General features: G+C 68.6%; 15 protein-coding genes. 7 read left to right on the forward strand and 8 right to left on the reverse strand.

What is annotated here, in order from left to right; all coding sequences use genetic code 11:
• Positions 1 to 10 precede the first annotated feature (10 nt).
• Positions 11 to 952: an IS110 family RNA-guided transposase gene (locus tag ACZ1J6_RS00165; protein WP_465127313.1), complete on the reverse strand. Its 942-nt coding sequence runs from the start codon at positions 950 to 952 to the stop codon at positions 11 to 13.
• Positions 953 to 1274: 322 nt separating this feature from the next.
• Here ACZ1J6_RS00165 and ACZ1J6_RS00170 point away from each other — a divergent pair, with 322 nt between their 5' ends.
• Entirely contained in the window at positions 1275 to 2522 is a 1248-nt protein-coding gene (locus tag ACZ1J6_RS00170; protein WP_465127314.1) for an NAD(P)/FAD-dependent oxidoreductase, read from the forward strand.
• A gap of 14 nt (positions 2523 to 2536) precedes the next feature.
• On the opposite strand, the gene ACZ1J6_RS00175 is transcribed toward ACZ1J6_RS00170, so the two are convergent.
• Positions 2537 to 3556 (reverse strand): pyridoxamine 5'-phosphate oxidase family protein, encoded by a 1020-nt coding sequence (locus ACZ1J6_RS00175; RefSeq protein WP_431567941.1) that lies wholly within the window; start codon positions 3554 to 3556, stop codon positions 2537 to 2539.
• Positions 3557 to 3669: 113 nt separating this feature from the next.
• On the opposite strand from ACZ1J6_RS00175, the gene ACZ1J6_RS00180 reads away from it, so the two are divergent.
• The gene (locus tag ACZ1J6_RS00180; RefSeq protein ID WP_431567940.1) at positions 3670 to 4563 is read left to right on the forward strand and encodes a class I SAM-dependent methyltransferase; all 894 of its coding nucleotides are present in this window, start codon (positions 3670 to 3672) and stop codon (positions 4561 to 4563) included.
• 23 nt (positions 4564 to 4586) lie between these two features.
• On the opposite strand, the gene pncB is transcribed toward ACZ1J6_RS00180, so the two are convergent.
• Positions 4587 to 5891 carry a nicotinate phosphoribosyltransferase gene (pncB, locus tag ACZ1J6_RS00185; protein ID WP_132267715.1) on the reverse strand — a complete coding sequence of 435 codons (1305 nt, stop codon included), beginning with the start codon at positions 5889 to 5891 and terminating at the stop codon, positions 4587 to 4589.
• Between the two features lie 27 nt (positions 5892 to 5918).
• Here pncB and ACZ1J6_RS00190 point away from each other — a divergent pair, with 27 nt between their 5' ends.
• Positions 5919 to 6587 carry a cysteine hydrolase family protein gene (locus ACZ1J6_RS00190; RefSeq protein WP_465127315.1) on the forward strand — a complete coding sequence of 223 codons (669 nt, stop codon included), beginning with the start codon at positions 5919 to 5921 and terminating at the stop codon, positions 6585 to 6587.
• 39 nt (positions 6588 to 6626) lie between these two features.
• Here ACZ1J6_RS00190 and ACZ1J6_RS00195 read toward each other — a convergent pair whose 3' ends face one another.
• Positions 6627 to 7448 (reverse strand): energy transducer TonB, encoded by an 822-nt coding sequence (locus tag ACZ1J6_RS00195; RefSeq protein ID WP_465127316.1) that lies wholly within the window; start codon positions 7446 to 7448, stop codon positions 6627 to 6629.
• Between the two features lie 196 nt (positions 7449 to 7644).
• Complete coding sequence (locus tag ACZ1J6_RS00200) at positions 7645 to 9528, reverse strand: potassium transporter Kup (protein ID WP_431567937.1); 1884 nt, start codon at positions 9526 to 9528, stop codon at positions 7645 to 7647.
• 138 nt (positions 9529 to 9666) lie between these two features.
• Here ACZ1J6_RS00200 and ACZ1J6_RS00205 point away from each other — a divergent pair, with 138 nt between their 5' ends.
• From ACZ1J6_RS00205 to ACZ1J6_RS00215, 3 genes are read left to right on the forward strand one after another with little or no spacing between them, the layout of a single operon-like run.
• A complete protein-coding gene (locus ACZ1J6_RS00205) occupies positions 9667 to 9993 on the forward strand; it encodes a hypothetical protein (protein WP_431567936.1) in 327 nt (108 codons plus the stop codon).
• A 46-nt stretch (positions 9994 to 10039) separates the two neighbouring features.
• Positions 10040 to 12040, forward strand: a complete 2001-nt coding sequence (locus tag ACZ1J6_RS00210) for a DUF4118 domain-containing protein (RefSeq protein WP_465127317.1) — start codon at positions 10040 to 10042, stop codon at positions 12038 to 12040.
• A 10-nt stretch (positions 12041 to 12050) separates the two neighbouring features.
• Positions 12051 to 12737, forward strand: a complete 687-nt coding sequence (locus ACZ1J6_RS00215) for a response regulator (RefSeq protein ID WP_431567934.1) — start codon at positions 12051 to 12053, stop codon at positions 12735 to 12737.
• A gap of 25 nt (positions 12738 to 12762) precedes the next feature.
• Here the strand turns inward: ACZ1J6_RS00215 and ACZ1J6_RS00220 are convergent, their stop codons facing one another.
• On the reverse strand, positions 12763 to 13422 hold the full coding sequence (locus ACZ1J6_RS00220; protein ID WP_431567933.1) for a YitT family protein: 660 nt from the start codon (positions 13420 to 13422) through the stop codon (positions 12763 to 12765).
• Between the two features lie 247 nt (positions 13423 to 13669).
• On the opposite strand from ACZ1J6_RS00220, the gene ACZ1J6_RS00225 reads away from it, so the two are divergent.
• Positions 13670 to 14059 (forward strand): winged helix-turn-helix domain-containing protein, encoded by a 390-nt coding sequence (locus ACZ1J6_RS00225; RefSeq protein WP_431567932.1) that lies wholly within the window; start codon positions 13670 to 13672, stop codon positions 14057 to 14059.
• Here the strand turns inward: ACZ1J6_RS00225 and ACZ1J6_RS00230 are convergent.
• Positions 14056 to 14715: a homogentisate 1,2-dioxygenase gene (locus ACZ1J6_RS00230; protein ID WP_243840885.1), complete on the reverse strand. Its 660-nt coding sequence runs from the start codon at positions 14713 to 14715 to the stop codon at positions 14056 to 14058. The genes ACZ1J6_RS00225 and ACZ1J6_RS00230 overlap by 4 nt on opposite strands.
• Before the next feature lie 569 nt (positions 14716 to 15284).
• Positions 15285 to 16079: an SDR family oxidoreductase gene (locus tag ACZ1J6_RS00235; RefSeq protein ID WP_431567931.1), complete on the reverse strand. Its 795-nt coding sequence runs from the start codon at positions 16077 to 16079 to the stop codon at positions 15285 to 15287.
• Positions 16080 to 16269: the final 190 nt, after the last annotated feature.

Here is a 16269-nt window from a genome sequence, read left to right on the forward strand (position 1 = left end):
TCCGTGATAATCAAGCCAGCGATTGGGCCCAGCATCGATCGGCCTTGAGCAGTGCGTTTGCGGTGACGATGAGCTTTCGCATGACGGCAGTGATGGCGATCTTGGCGGGTTTTCCAGCGGCGAGGAGTTGTTGGTACTTGGCTTTGAGGTCGGGGTTGTATCGGGCGGCGACGAGGGCCGGCATGTAGAGGGCCTGCCTTACGTTGGCGCGTCCGCCACGGATAAAGCTTTTACCTTTCCATTGTCCGGATTGTCGCGCGACGGGGGCAAGACCGGCGAGCGATGCGGCCTGCTTGTTCTCGAGGCTGCCGAGTTCCGGCATGGTGGCGATGAGCTGGTTGGCGGTCAACCTCCCCACACCCGCGATGCTGGTCAGGATCTGGTGTCGTCGGGCAAGTAGCGCGTCGGCGGCTATGAGGTTGGCGATCTCGGTGTCGAGGGTCTCGATATGCCGATCGATTTGTTCGAGCCGCTGGCGACACTGGCGCTTAAGAAAGGCAATGGTGAGATTCTTCTCGCGATTCTTGAGCGCGGTGCGATCACGAACCAGGCCGTCGCGGGCATTGATGAGCTCGGCCATTTGGGCCTGCTGTGCGCTTCGAGCGGGTCTGACGGGTGGCTGCAAGGTGGCAGCCATACAGGCCAGCAGCATGGCGTCAATGCGATCGGTCTTGGCCAGCGTGCCAGTCGCCTGGGCGAAACGCCGGGCCCGTTCGGGGTTGAGTTTCACGCAGGGCCAGTTGTTCAGCGCCGCCTCCAGTGCGCGATGATAGGTGCCGGTTGCCTCATAGGCGATCCGCTCGACCGGCCATTGCCGCAGCCAGGCTATCAACGCCTTGTGGCCCTTGGCGGTGTTGGCGAACTGGCGCTCGACGCCGGTGGGGTGGGCATGGCAATCGAGGCTCGCTTTGGAGATGTCGATGCCGATCGTCTGTGATAGATTGTCGCTCATCTTTTCCGCTGTCCCATGCTTGTCATCCGGGTCACAAACCCCGGTATCCGTTCGGGCCTGATGGAAAAGAAAGGGGCGATCCTACTCTAGCCCGGTCCCTTAACGACCGGCGGTTTCGCGATCCGTCCCCTTCCGCCCGGACCGGGGTGGCCACCCCGGTCCGGGCAATCCAGCATGACCCAAACGGACCGCAATGTCATAAGACAAGCGTTTTTCCGATTGGGCAGGCGAACCGGAAACCCGCAGCTTGCCCGCCGGGTCGGGGAGCGATCAACCTGCCGCCCCTTCGTGCGTTGCTCCCTGCGGCATTCACGGAGTTACCATGGCGAACGGATCGATCACCCTGACCGAAACCCGGAACTTGCGCAGCGGCACCGTGCCCTGGCGCGACGCGGACTGGACCTTGCCCGCGGCCGCGCCGCTCCCGGCCGGGCCGGTGGACATCGCCATCCTGGGATCGGGGATCATGGGCGCGATCCTGGCGGACCGGCTGGCCGCCACGGGCCGCTCGGTGGCGCTGCTGGACCGCAGGCCGCCCGGCTGCGGCAGCACCGCCGCCTCCACCGCGCAGATCATGTGGGCCATGGACGTGCCGCTGATCCGGCTGGCCGAAGACCTCGGCGAACAGGAAGCCGCCCGGCGCTGGCGGCGCGTCTTCGCGGCCGTGCAGCGCTTCGGAGAACGGCTGGACCGGCTCGGGCCCGATGCCCGCACCCCCTGCCCGACGCTCTACCTGGCCGGTGACCTGCTGGACGAGGACGGGCTGCGCGCCGAGGCCGAGGCCCACCGCCGCCACGGCCTGCCCTCGCGCTATCTCGATGCCCAGGCCGTCGCCGAACGCTTCGGCATCGCCCCGCGCGCCGGGATCGTTTCGGAAGGGTCCTACGCCATCGATCCGGTCGCAACCTGCCACGACCTGCTGCGCGAGGCCGGCAAGCACGGCGCGGTGACGGTCTACCCCGCCGATGTCGCCGGCCTGCACCCCATCCCGACCGGGGTGGAGCTGGAGCTGGCGAATGGGCGCAGCCTCATCGCAGGCGATGTCATCCTGGCCACCGGCTACGAGCGCGCGCGGCTGTTCCTGCCGCCCGCCTTCTCCCTGCTCTCGACATTCGCCATCGCCACCTCGCCCGGCACGGCGCCGCTGTGGAAGGAAAACGCGATGATCTGGGAAGCGTCAGACCCCTATCTTTACGTCCGCACCTGCAAGGACGGGCGCGTGATCGCCGGGGGAGAGGACGTGGAACTGGCGGATGCCCTCTCGCGCGATGCCCTGCTGGCGGCGAAATCCGGCACGATCGCCGCCAAGCTGGAGGCCATGCTCGGCCATTCCGCGCCCATCGCCGTGGACCGGGCCTGGACCGCCACGTTCGGTGCCTCGCCCGATGGACTGCCCGCCATCGGCCGCTCGGCACTGATGGAGCGGGTGTGGCTCTCCGCCGGGTTCGGCGGCAACGGCATCGCTTTCGCGGCCCTGGCCGCCGAACTGCTCGACCGCGCGCTTGCAGGGGGAGAAGGCGGGGGCGATCCCGATTCCGCCTGCTTCGATCCCTACCGCTTCGGCAACTGAGCCGGGCCTGGGCGCTAGTAGAGGTTGTCCTTGTAGTCCTTGGCCAGCCCCTTCTTCATCAGGTCCGCAGCGCCCGGCACCGAGAGGCTGGCGCGGGTCAGCCGGGCGGCCATGCCCTCGGTCCGGTTGAGCTTGATGTGATTGACGAAGAGCCGCGCCGGATCGATGTCGCTGCATTGGCGCAAGGGCCAGAGATCGGCGCGTTCCAGCGCGGCGCTGGTGCGCAGGCTGACGGATTCGGCCGCGACGCGGATCGCCAGGGCCGGGACTTTGCCTTTCACCGCGAAGCCCCCGCGCTGGGCCTCGGCCGTGGACAGCACCGCCCGGCCCCGCACGACGGCAAGGCGCGTCGAGCCCGGCACCAGCAGCGCCATCGCCAGCGCGGGCTGCTCCACGATGTTGCGAAAGCTGTCGACCCGGCGGTTGCCCGGCCGATCCGCGAACCACACGGCCGCCGCCTCCCCGTCATCGAGCCGCGCCATGGCACCGGCCGGATCGCCCTTGGGGCTGAGGTCGGCCAGCCCCGTCCGGCTGACGGTCGCCAGCGCCAGGAAGCGGCTCGCCGCGACGAAGTCGGAAAGCGCCTCCGGTGCCGCCACCGGCTGCGCGGACCAGAGTTCGGAGCGGATCATGGCCTTGGCGCAGTGGCCGTAGCATTCCGCCACGGCGACATGGACATGACCATCCGCCACCGCCCGGACCCGGCCATTGACGCGCAGGGTCTCGCCGATGCCGGGCAGCAGGAACAGCGAGCCGAACGGTTGACCGGGCCGGGCAAGGTCGGGATCGTCGATCGATGCCAGCGGCAGGCGCAAGTCCTGCCCCGCCCCCGAGGCGAAGCCGGCGTGCCCGCCCGCCAGCGTGACCGCCGGCCCCCGATCCCCGCCGAACGTGGCGAACATCAACGGAGACTGCGCGATCCAGCCAAGCGCGCCGGGATCGAGATGGTCGATGTCCTTGAGATACATCTGCGGCGGCGTCTTGCCGATCACGGCCTCCAGATCGGCCAGCGTTTCGATGAAAGGCCCATCCATCCCGCATTTCTCCTAAGGCGCCGGGACGCTGACGGCCGCCCGGCTACAAACCATTGCTTCTCCAGCCACTGCCTCTAGAGTATTTGCGAACTATTCGCAAATAGAGGACTGTCATGTCAGAAGCCGAAGGAATTGCCGCGCTGGCGCCCGGCAGCACGGTCTACCAGGTGTCCGAATGGAACGGCACCAGCGGCGAGCGCTGGGTGTCCAACCAGATCCGGCTCGACGCCATGCTGGCCGTGTTCGGAGAGGAAGCCCTCGCCGCCGCCGCCCCGCGGGCGGGAGAGCATGTCCTCGACATCGGCTGCGGCGCGGGTGCGACCAGTTTCGCCCTTGCCGAAAAAGTCGGTGCATCGGGCCATGTCCGCGGCGTCGATATCTCCGCTGCGCTGGTGGAACGCGCGCGGGAAGTCGCTCCCCCCGGAGCGCCGGTGGCGTTCGATCTGGCCGACGCCGCGCGCACGCCGCTGCCCGATGCCGGGTTCGACCTGCTGTTCTCGCGCTTCGGGGTGATGTTCTTCGATGACCCCGCCGCCGCCTTCGCCCATCTGCGCGGCGCGCTGCGGCCGGGCGGGCGCCTGGCCTTCGTTTGCTGGCGCGGCGCGGCGGAGAACGACTGGGTGCGCCTGCCGATGGGCGCGATCAAGGGCATGATCCCTGCGCCGCCCCCGCCCCAACCCGAAGCCCCCGGCCCGTTCTCCTTCGGCGATGCGGCCCGCGTGGAACGCATCCTGGCCGCGGCCGGGTTCTCGCGGATTTGCGTGCTCCCCTTCGATCACGACATCCCCTTCGGCCAGGGCGAAGACCGCGAGGCCGCGCTGAACGATGCCGTGGCCATGGCTTTCGAGGTCGGCCCGCTTTCGCGCGCGCTGGCCGATCAGCCGCAGGACCTGCGCGCCCGCGCCGCTATCGAAGTGCGCAAGGCCTTCGCCCGCAGGCCCGGCGAAACGTCGGTCATGATCGACGGCGCGGCCTGGATCGTCACCGCCCGCAATCCGGGCGGCTGACGCGCCGGGGGCGCTCCGCCGGTCTAGACCGATACCGCGCTCGCCACCCGGCCCGCGGCGCCGAATACGCCTAGATAGCGCGCGATCTCGGCCGGATCGCCAGTGGCCTTGGCGGGATTGTCCGAGAGCTTCACCGCCGGGCGCCCATTGGCCGACACGACCTTGCAGACCAGCGAGATCGGATCGAGATCGTCCGTTTCGAACGGCGCGCAGCCGCGGAAGTCATTGGTGAGGTTGGTGCCCCAGCCGAAGCTCATGCGCACGCGGCCGTGGAAATGGCGATAGGTCGCCTCGATGCTGTCGATATCCATCCCGTCCGAGAAGATCAGCAGCTTGGTCCTGGGATCGCGGCCCTTTTCCTGCCACCAGCGAATGATCTGTTCGCCGCCCTCGATCGGCGGGGCGCTGTCCGGGCGGAAGCCGGTCCAGTCCGCCACCCAGTCCGGCGCGCGTTCGAGGAAGGCGGCCGTGCCGAAGGCGTCGGGCAGGACCACGCGCAAGTTCCCGCCGTAATGGTCGCTCCAGTCCTTGAGCACGCGGTAGGGCGCCTGCCGCAGTTCCTCGTCGCCATCGGCCAGCGCGGCCAGCACCATCGGCAATTCGTGGGCATTGGTGCCGATCGCTTCAAGGTCCGCGTCCATCGCCAGAAGCACGTTGGACGAGCCGATGAAGCGGCTGCCGAGCCCTTCCTTCAGGGCCTCCACGCACCAGCGCTGCCACAGGAACCCGTGCCGCCGCCGGGTGCCGAAGTCCGAGAGCACGAGGTCGGGAAGCTGGGCCAGGCGCTCCACTTTCTCCCACAACTTGGCCTTGGCGCGGGCGTAGAGCACGTCGAGCGCGAAACGGCCGCGGTCCTTCAGCGCCGCGCGCGAGCGCAGTTCGTTGACGATGGCGAGCGCGGGGATCTCCCACATCATCGTGTGCGTCCACGGACCTTCGAAGCGCAGCTCGTACTGGCCGTCCACGCGGCGCAGGTCGTATTCGGGAAGGCGGAAATCGGCGAGCCAGGCGATGAAATCCGGGCTGAACATCTGCGCCTTGCCGTAGAAGCTGTTGCCCGCCAGCCAGATCAGCTCCTTCTTGCCGAACCGCAGGCCGCGCGCATGATCGAGCTGTGCACGCAACTCGGCTTCGTCGATCACTTCGGCCAGGCGCACCGTTTTGGAGCGGTTGATCAGCTCGAACGTCGCCTGGACATCGGGATAGAGATGCCGGACCATCTGCAGCATCAACAGCTTGTAGAAGTCCGTATCGAGCAGGCTGCGCACGATCGGATCGAGCCGCCAGTTGTGATTGTAAGTGCGGGTTGCAATATCCGTGTAGACCATAAGCCATTCTTAGGACGTTCTCACGCGATGACAAACCTTGGCACGATCGCGCTTTCGGCAATGCCGCTTCCGGTTTCCGTCACGCGGCGCTTCGTCGTGGTGGTGGACATGCAGGGAGACTTCGTGCGCGCCTCGGGCGCCTTGCCGGTTCCCGGCGCCGAAGCGATCGTGGCGCCGATGCAGGAATGGCTGGCGGCGCTCGATCCCGCGACCACGGCGGGCGTGCTCCTGACCTTCGACACACATATTCCCGAAATCTACGCCGCCTCGCCCGAGAGCGCGCAGTTCCCGATCCACTGCCTGCGCGGCACGCCGGGATGGGACAGCGTTCTGGACGCAGACGCCATCGCGCCGTCGATTCCGGTCTACACCCTGGAAAAAGGCGTGTTCGACATGTGGGCCGAGCCGGGTCTTCGCTTGATTCGGCTGAATGGCGAGGGAACCGAGGCGGCAGGAAACCGGGGCGAGGCGATCGACCGCGACGGCTTTTTCGCCGGCCTGGCTGCAGAGGGTGTGGCCGATGTCACCGTGGTGGGCGTGGCTGCGGATTTCTGCGTGAAGTGGGCCGCGGAAGGCCTGCTCGCCCGCGGTTTCCGCGTGGAACTGCCTGCAGCCCTGACGCGGGGCATTGCCATGGAAGCCGAAGCGGTGGCGGCGCAGCTGGCCCCCTCACGGGACCGCGCCTCGGCCGGTTAGGCGCGAAACGCCGGCCACGGGCTAAGGGCCAACGGGACGTCAGCTATGCAGGACGAAGGGTATTTCCACCAGGCCGCGCACCATGACTGCCGCGCCGTCGCGGCGGGTGGGGGACCATTTCCAGTGGCGCACCGCCGATAGCGCGGCCCGGTCGAGCCGATCGAAGCCGCTGCTGCGCGATACCGAGATGTCGGCGACTCTGCCGTCCATGCCCAGGACCACCAGCAGGACCACCGTGCCCTGCTCGCGATTGCGGCGCGAATAGACCGGATAGCGCGGCGGATCGGCGGCGATCATCTTGGACGAGAGATCGCCGGCATTCTCCACGCGCGGCGGCGCCGAAACGGCGACGGCGGCGGCCGGCGGGGCGGGCGGTCCCGGTACGGCCACCGGCAGGACCGGCGGCGCGGGCGAAGTGGTGATCGTGGCCGGGGCGGCGCTCAGCACCAGCGGCGGCGGGGGCGCGACCACGGGCGAGGCGGTCTGCACCACATGCTTCACCGGCTGCGGCGAGGGCCTGGGCGGCGGCGGAGCCGGCGGGCGGGGCTGCTCCAGCTGGGCGACGACCAGCCGCGGGCGCGCCTTCTGGTGGCCATGGACGACATTGAGCGCCAGCATGGCCGCGATCATCCCGCCGACGATCGCCGTGGCGCCGAGCATGGCGACCAGGTTCGGTCGCTGGTCCTCGCCATAGCGCGCACCCTGTGCGGCGGCCTGTGCCGGATGCGACCAGCCGGTGGCCATGCCCACCGCGTCGCGCGGCAACGCGCCGGCAAGGCGGGTCTGCACCCGGGGTGCGAGGTCCGGAGAACGGCCCGGCTCCGGGGCAAGCGGATCCGCGTGATCTAAGGTTGCGTACATAGTCTGGCGCTGCCCCCTCGAAGCCGCCTCGTCATTCGGGCTAATGCGAGGCATTCGCATAGCTGAGTCGGCGGTCGCCGTCGAGCACGAATCCATCGCGCCCCGGCGATCCGGTGGACGCGGGGTGCCTCTCGGGTCTTGTGGGCTCACCGGATCGGCGCGCCGCTCCCTTCAAGGGAGGGAAGGACGCGCCGCGTCAGATCTCCAGCTGGCTGCCCAGTTCGATCACGCGGTTGGTGGGCAGCTTGAAGAATTCCATCGCGCTCTGGGCGTTGCGCACCATCGAGGCGAAGAGTTTCTCCCGCCAGATCGCCATGCCGGGGCGGCTCGACGGGATCAGCGTCTGGCGCGAGAGGAAGTAGCTGGTCTCCATCGGTTTGAACGGCCCTCCCGCCCGGTTCTCGGCGGCGAGGGCGGCGGGAATGTCGGCCTCGTCCATGAAGCCGTAGCGCAGGACCATGCGGTAGAAACCGGCGCCCATGTCCTCCACTTCGCAGCGGTCTTCCGGCGCGACATGAGGCACGCCGCGGTTGGCGACGGTCAGGATCACCACGCGGTCATGCAGGATGTGGTTGTGCTTCAGGTTGTGGAGCAGCCCCGGCGGCACGCCCTCGACGGTGGAGGCCAGGAACACCGAGGTTCCCGCCACGCGCCGGACGCGTTCTCCCACGGATTTCAGGAAGGCCTCGATGGGGATCGAATCCTCGTGCATGCGCTCGCGCACCAGCCGCCGCCCGGTGGCCCAGGTGGTGAGCAAAGTGAACACCACGGCCGCCACCAGCAGCGGGAACCAGCCGCCGTCGGGAATCTTCGTCGCAGTCGAGGCGAAGTAGAGCCCGTCGATGAACAGGAAGCCCAAGGTCACGGCTCCGGCCAGCATCGGGTGCCATTTCCACACGGTGAAGGTCAGGACGCCCAGCAGGCAGGCGGAAATGAGCATCGTTCCGGTTACCGCGATGCCATAGGCCGCCGCCAGATTGCCCGAGCTACGGAAGCCGAACACCAGCAGGATCACCATGCCCAGCAGGCCCCAGTTCACCAGCGGCACGTAGATCTGCCCCGCCGCCTTAGCGCTCGTGTGCATGATCTTCAGGCGCGGCAGGAAGCCGAGCTGCACGGCCTGGTGCGAGACCGAGAACGCGCCCGAGATCACGGCCTGGCTGGCGATGATCGTGGCCATCGTGGCCAGCGCCACCAGCGGCAGGCGCGCCCAGTCCGGCGCCATGAAGAAGAACGGATTGCGGATCGCCTCGGGATTGCGCAGCACCAGTGAGGCCTGCCCCAGGTAATTGAGCAGAAGGCACGGAAAGGCCACGTAGAGCCACGAGATCGAGATCGCCTTGCGGCCGAAATGGCCCATGTCGGCATAGAGCGCCTCGGCCCCGGTCACGGCCAGCACCACCGAGCCCAGCGCCAGGAAGGCGAGCTTCGGGTTGACCAGGAAGAATTCGAGCGCGTGATGCGGGCTCAGCGCGGACAGCACTTCGGGGGCCTGGACGATGGAATGGATGCCCAGCCCGGCCAGCACCAGGAAGTAGACGATCATGATCGGCCCGAACAGCTTGCCCATGGCCGCCGTGCCGTGGGACTGGACCGAGAACAGCCCGATCAGGATCACCACGGCGATCGGCAGCACGAATTCGGCAAAGCGGGGGTTCACCACCGTCAGCCCCTCCACCGCCGAAAGCACGGACATGGCGGGGGTGATGATGGCATCGCCGTAGAACAGCGCCGTGGCCATCACGCCCAGCATGGCGATCACCGGCGTCCAGCGGTTCTTGCCCAGGGTGCGCCCGATCAGCGCCAGCAGCGCCAGACTGCCGCCCTCGCCATTGTTGTCGGCCCGCAGGATGATCAGCACGTACTTGACCGTGACGATCAGCATCATCGTCCAGAACATCAGCGAGATCACGCCGAACATGTGCAGGCGGTCCACCACCAGCGGGTGATGGCCGATGAAGCTTTCCTTGAGGGCATAGAGCGGCGACGTGCCGATATCGCCGAAGACGACGCCGATGGCGCCGATCGACAGTGCCGTGAGGCTCTCATTGGGGGCGTGATGCCCGGAAGACTCGCTCATGCAACGGGCGCCTAGTCTCACGCGCACCAAGGCGCCACGACCTTTATGGATTCTTTATGTGCGGGGCGCAATTCCCCGTGGAAGCTTAACGCCTTGCAGGGCCATCTTGCTCCCACATCGTCCCGTCGGAGCCGTTTCATGCCCGCCCTGCGCCGTTTCATGCCGGTTCGCCCGCTTCTGCGCCGCCTGCGCAGCGGCGAGCGCTGCTGGCCCGCCGCGATCGCGGCCCGCCTGGCCGCTCTGGCCCTGCTGGCCGGATTCTGGCGGCTGGCGCTGGCGGAGCGCCGCCTTGCGCTTACCCCTCGGCCTCACCCCGCCACCCCGCTGGACCTGCTTTTCTGCGCGGCCATGGTGGCGCTGCTGCTCGGCGGGCTGGTCCTGGGCATCGCCGGGGCCGGGCTGCTGCGCGAGGTTGCGCTGCCCGGCCCGTTCTCGGCGCGAGGGGACTTTGCCGCCGGGCGATGACGGCCCCTCTCGACAGGGCGGGCGCTCTCGGCGCACAAGCGCGGCCGTGACAGATCCCTCGGCCATTCCCCCGACCGCGCCGCCCGGCGATCGGCTGCTCGTGGCCGTCGGCGAGCAGCCCGGCGCTCTCGATCTGATCCGCGCCGCGCGCCGCATGGCCGAGGCGCTGGACGCGCCGTGGAGCGCCGTCCACATCGAGACCCCGCGCAGCGCCCGCTACAGCGATGCCGAGAACGCAGCCCTGGCCGAAGCGCTTCATCTGGCCGCCCAGCTCGGCGCCCAGGTGGCAAGCCTTCCCGCCGAATCCGTGCTGGACGGGCTGGAGCGCTTCACCGCCGATGCCCATGCCACCCAGGTCGTCATCGGCAAGTCCCGCCGCTCGCGCTGGTTCGAGCTGCGCCACGGTTCAATCGTCGACCGCCTCGTGCGCCGCGCGCCGGGGCTGGCGGTGCACGTCCTGCCGCTGGCAGCGCCGCCGCGGAGGGCCCACAGCCGGCGGGCCGCCGCAAGGAAAGCGGACCTGGCCGCACGATGGGGCAGCCGGACCGGCTATCTCGTGGCTTTCGGCCTCACTGCCCTGGTGACCTTGCTGGGCACGGAAATCCTGCGCACTGGAAATATCTCCGACCTCGGCCTGCTTTACCTGCTGCCGGTCATGGTCGCGGCCACCCGCTATGGCCTGCGCACCGGCATCGCCACCGGGCTGGTCTGTTCGATCGCCTACAATTTCTTCTTCATCCCGCCCACCCATACCCTGACCATCGACGACCCGCGCAATATCCTGACCGTGCTGGTCCTGCTCGGCGTGGCGGTGGTCAGCAGCCAGCTTGCCGCGCGGGTTCGCGCCCATGCCCTCCAGGCCCAGGCGAGCGCCGCGCAGAACGGTGCGCTCGCCGGTTTCGCGCGATTGCTGACGGGAATCCGCACGGTGGACGAACTGGCCCGCGTGCTCTGCGCCGAGATCGGCCGCCTGCTCGATGGCAATGCCGTGCTGCTCATGCCCGGCGAGGAGGGGCAGGCCCGCGCGCTCACCCGCCGCTGGAGCTGGTCGCCCGAATCGCAAGCCGCGCAGCCGCAGCTCGAAACGCTGGACCTGGCCGCCGCGAACTGGGCCTTCGAGCACGATGCCCCGGCCGGGCGCGGTTCCGACACGCTCACTGCCTCGGAATGGCTGTTTCACCCGGTGGCGGCGGGCGGCGCGGCCCTGGGCGTGTTCGGCCTCTCACGCAGCGACGCGCGCGAGCCGGTTCGCTCGGACCGGCTGCCGCTGCTGCTCAGCCTGCTCGACCAGGCGGCGCTGGCGCTGGAGCGCATCGAACTGGAAGCCCGCATGGCCGAGCTTTCGCAGGCGCGTGAGCGCGACCGCCTGCGCCATGCCCTGCTGTCCTCGGTCAGCCACGACTTGCGCACGCCGCTCACCACGATCATCGGCACGCTGGCCGCCTTGCGCAGCACCGATGCCGAACAGGAACGGCAGATGGCCGCCGCGCGCGGAGAGGCGGAGCGCCTGCACCGCTTCGTCGCCAACCTTCTGGACATGGCCCGGATCGAATCCGGCGCGCTCCAGGGCAAAGTCGAGCCGGTGGACCTTGACGAAGCGGTCGCGGAGGCGCTCCACGCCATGCGCGCGCTGCTCGGCCGTCATCCGGTGGAAACCGCGGTCTCCGCCGATGCGCCGATGGTGCTCGTCGATCCCAACCTGTTCCACCAGTGCCTCACCAACCTGATCGAGAACGCGGCCAAATACGGCGACCCGCAAGGCCCGATCACCGTGGCCGCGCAGCGCCGGGGCGGCGGGCTGGAGCTGACCGTCTCCGACCACGGCCCCGGCATCCCGGCGGGCGCGGAAGAACGGATCTTCGAGACCTTCACCCGGATCGAGGGGTCCGACCGCAAGGGCGGCACCGGCCTCGGCCTTGCCATCGTGCGCGGCTTCGCGCTTGCCATGGGGCTGCAGGTCTCGGCCGCCAACCGGACCGACGGCACGCCCGGCGCCTGCTTCACCATCCGCTTCGATGCGGACCACCTCAAGGAGTGGCCGCTATGAAGCCCCCCCTATGAAACCGAACGTGACCATCCTCGTCGTCGATGACGAACCCGCGATCCGCCGCCTCCTGCGCGCCGGCCTGGCCCGCGCAGGCTATGCCGTGGTCGAGGCCGCCAACGCGCGCGAGGCGCTGAACGCCATGGCCATAGACAAGCCGGAAGTCGTGCTGCTGGACCTGGGCCTGCCGGACCGCGATGGGCTGGAACTGATCCCCGCGATCAAGCTGCAGGCCGCGATCATCGTCATTTCCGCGCGCGATGCCACGGACCAGAAGGTCGCCGCGCTGGATCTCGGCGCGGACGATTACGTTTCCAAGCCCTTCGACAGCGATGAAGTGCTCGCGCGCATCCGCACTGCCCTGCGCCACCGCCTGCCCGCGCCGACGCAGGACGGCCCGGTGCGCCGGGGCGACGTGGAGATCGACCTGTTTGCCCGCACGGTCCGCAAGGGCGGAGCGGAAGTCCACCTGACGCCCAAGGAATACGGCTTCCTCTCGGAGCTGGCCTGTCATCCGGGGCGCGTCATCACTCATGCCCAGTTGCTGCGCGCTGTCTGGGGGCCGGGGCACGAAAGCGATGTCGAATACTTGCGCGTCGCCGCGCGCGGCGTACGCCGCAAACTGGAGGACGACCCCGCGCGGCCGACGATGCTCCGCAACGAACCCGGCGTGGGCTATCGCCTGGTGGGGCTGGAATAGCGCCGGGCGCGAGGGGCGTCCGGCGTTACGCCGCTTCGCGAAGGGCCGCGTCGGCCTGCCCGCGAAGCCGGGCCGCGCGCAAGGGCGAAAAGCCTGCATAACGTCCCGGCCGCAGCCAGAGCGCGGTCACCACGCCCATGCCGATGGCGCTCGTGGCGGACCAGATCAGCTTGTCGAGCGGCAGGAAGGCCGAGGACGCCGCCAGGATCGCGAAGTCGATGAGGATCTGGCTGCGCCCGATGTTCCACCCGCGCCGCTGCTGCAGCCAGACGGTGACGATGCCCACGCCGCCCACGCCCGCCCCGTGGCGCACCACGGCCAGGGTCCCCATGCCCAGCAGCGTGCCCGCGCCCACCGCGGCGGCGAAGGGGTCCTTCACCTCGATCGTCAGGGCATGTTCGGACAGCACCGAGGCCAGCGCGATGCCGCCGCTCGCGGCAATCGTGCGCAAGGTGAACAGCGAACCCATGGCCCGCAGCGCCAGGAACAGGAAAGGCACGTTGAGCGCCGCGAACAGCAGGCCCGGCGGCAGCGGCGCGAAATGCCCGACCAGCAGAGCCAGCCCCGCCATGCCGCCCGTCACCAGCCCCGCCGAATGGAGGATCGTCAGCCCCAGCCCGATGAGCAGGCTGCCCACCGCGATTGCGTAGATATCCTCGATGCGTCCGTGGCGGATGGCGTTCATGGCGAAAGGGGTTGTCTCCGGATGATTCGCGCGCCGTTTATGCACTTGCGAAGGCGCTGTCGAGGCTTGTCGAAAGCCCGGAATATTCGCACTTTTCCATGGCCTTCGGCGCAAGGAACGGGAGCGCCGGAGGGCCGTTGAAACGCCGATTGTTTCGCACATGCGAAATGGCCGGGACGCATTCGCGCTCGCGGCGGGGGCATGCTTGCGCTAGCCTGCGGCCTCCAACCCCCAGCGCCGACAGAGCATGACCGCCAAGCCCCGACTCAAGCTGCAGGCCCGCCTCTATTGCGGGGAAGAGATTGCCATGGGACCGGGCAAGGCCGATCTGCTGGAGGCGATCGAGCGGGAAGGCTCGATCTCGGCCGCCGCGCGGGCCATGGGCATGAGCTATCGCCGCGCCTGGCTGCTTGTCGATGCGATGAACCGGTGCTGGAGCGAACCGCTGGTCGAGGCGGTGGCGGGCGGCAGCCACGAGCGCGGGGCGCGGATCACGGAGACCGGACGCACGGTGCTCGCGCAGTTTCGCGGCCTGCAGTCGCGCATGGCCGCGTTGGACGGGTCCGAGGAATATGCCGCGCTGGAACGCGCCTTGCGCAGCCTGCCGCTGCCGCCCAAGGGTGACGGCGCGGCTTAGGGCAGGCGCGTTACCAGCAGCGGCAGGCGCGAGGCGGCATTGCCGGAAACCTGGATCAGGTAAGTGCCGGGCTGGAGCGTGAAGTCCACCATCTTGCGGATCCCCGAACAGTCCGGACCATGGCCGTGCGCGGTCGAGGTCATGACAGTACCGTCGCCCACTTTCGCCCCGGCCTTCACCACGTCGATCCAGGCGGCCGACCCCAGCGCCACGCGGTAGCTGCCGGGATCCTTGACGCCGAACGTATAGAGCCCGCCGAAGCTGACCGAACCGCCCGGCTTTTCGGGACGCTGGGCGTAGCGCATCTCGCTGGTAGGACGCAGGCCGCCTTCCACCGCCTTGCCCAGTTCCAGCTTCGCACCGGAGAGCGAGCGGGTGTCGCGCGCGGCCAGCAGCGGCTTGCGCTTGTTCCAGCTGGCCATTTCGGGAGGCAGGTCCACCGGGTCCGACGAACAGGCCATCGGCGTGGGCACGCGCTCCGGTGCTGGAGAGCTGGAAGGCGCCGTGGGCGCTCCGACCGGCGATTGCATGGGGAAGCGGTCCGGCGTGACCTGTTCCGTGGGGGTCGGGGCGGTCGCCTGCGCCCAGGCCATGTTCAGCGGCGCGATCACGGCGAGCATCAGCGCCGGTCCATAAGGCAGGTAGTGCCGGATCATCGTGCAAACACCTCTTTCGCAACTGCTTTTCATAATCGCCCTCAACTCTGCGCGGAGCGATATAGCCGATCGCGCGGCGTGCGACAGGCCGAAAAATCCACAACGCCCGGCCGCGCCCGGCGGTTGCCGAACCGCTGTTTCCGCGAATCACGGCGCGTGGAAAACGGACAAAAAAAAGGCCGGTCCGAAGACCAGCCCTTGGAAAGTTTTTGGGAGAGGATGCCTGAAAGGCCCGTCCTATCTGGATGAGAATCGGGATTTCGGCAAATGAGGAAATGAAACCTGCTGTTGCGTTTCGCGCAACTATCACGCGAATCCGGCATTTTTCCCTGGCGGGTAGTCGGGCAATCTGCGCGAACCCTTGCACTTTCCTCAATGCGGAAACGGGCCGTCATGAAGGCTTCGCGCGCGGCGGAGAGGGCGGAAGCCCGCGATAAACCAAGGGTTTTGCTTTAATCGCCAGACCGCTTCGGCATCGGGCCCGGCCGCAGACCCCTGCCCGGCAATCGTTTCAGGCAGTCGCACGAACCGCAAGTTTCGCAGCGGTGTAATCCCGCACCAAATGCCGCTCAGAAATGCGCCAGATAGCCGCCGTCCACGCCGATCACCTGCCCGGTGACGTAACTGGCGGCATCCGAGGCCAGGAAGACCACTGGCCCCACCACTTCCTCGGGCCGCCCCCAGCGGCCGAGCGAGGTGCGGCGGGCAAGGTGCGCGGCCACTTCGGGGTCGGCGACCATGGCCGCATTGGCCTTCGTGGCGAAATAGCCCGGCGCCACGGCATTGACGGTGATGCCGCGCGGACCGAGTTCCGCCGCCAGCGCGCGCGTCATGGCGTCCAGCCCGCCCTTGGCCATGGTATAGGCGGCGTCGCCGGAGCGGGCGATCTGTCCGGCGATGGAGGTGATGTTGATGATCCGCCCGCCCGCGCCCATGCCCGGCGCCAGCAGGCGGGCCAGGTCGAAAGGCGCGACGAGGTTGACCTCCAGCATCATCCGCACGGCGTCGCGGTCGAGCGCCTCCATCGGCCTGCGGTCGCGGCGACCGGCATTGTTGACGAGAATGTCGATCCTCCCCAACCCTTCCAGCGCGGCGCGGGCGGCATCGCCATCCGCCAGATCGAAAGCTGCGGTTGCTGCCGCGCCGCCGGCATCGGCGATCTCCTGCCGCAAGCTTTCGAGCGTCGCGATGCCCCGGCCGTGCAGCACGACGCGCGCGCCCGCCCGCGACAGGCCAAGCGCGATCTCACGCCCGAAACCGCCGCCGGCGCCGGTCACGAGGGCCGTTCGCCCTTCCAGCGGGAAGGCTCGGGAAAGGCCGGGACTCGCAGGCGCAGCGCCGGGGGAATGGGAAAAAGACGTCATGATCCTCCGTTACAATCGCGGCTCTTTCGGAACCAGCCCTCTCCTTGCGGGGTAAGGGTGCGCCCGTGGACGTGGCGCAAAGCCGCTGCAAACCGTTGAATCCGCGGGGATAGAGCCCCGGAAACGCCTCGCCCCGAAATCCCTGCCATTGGCCGCAATAGAAAACCTTGCGCTTGACCCTCCTTTCTCA

The organism is Novosphingobium sp. BL-S-21, assembly GCF_055521655.1.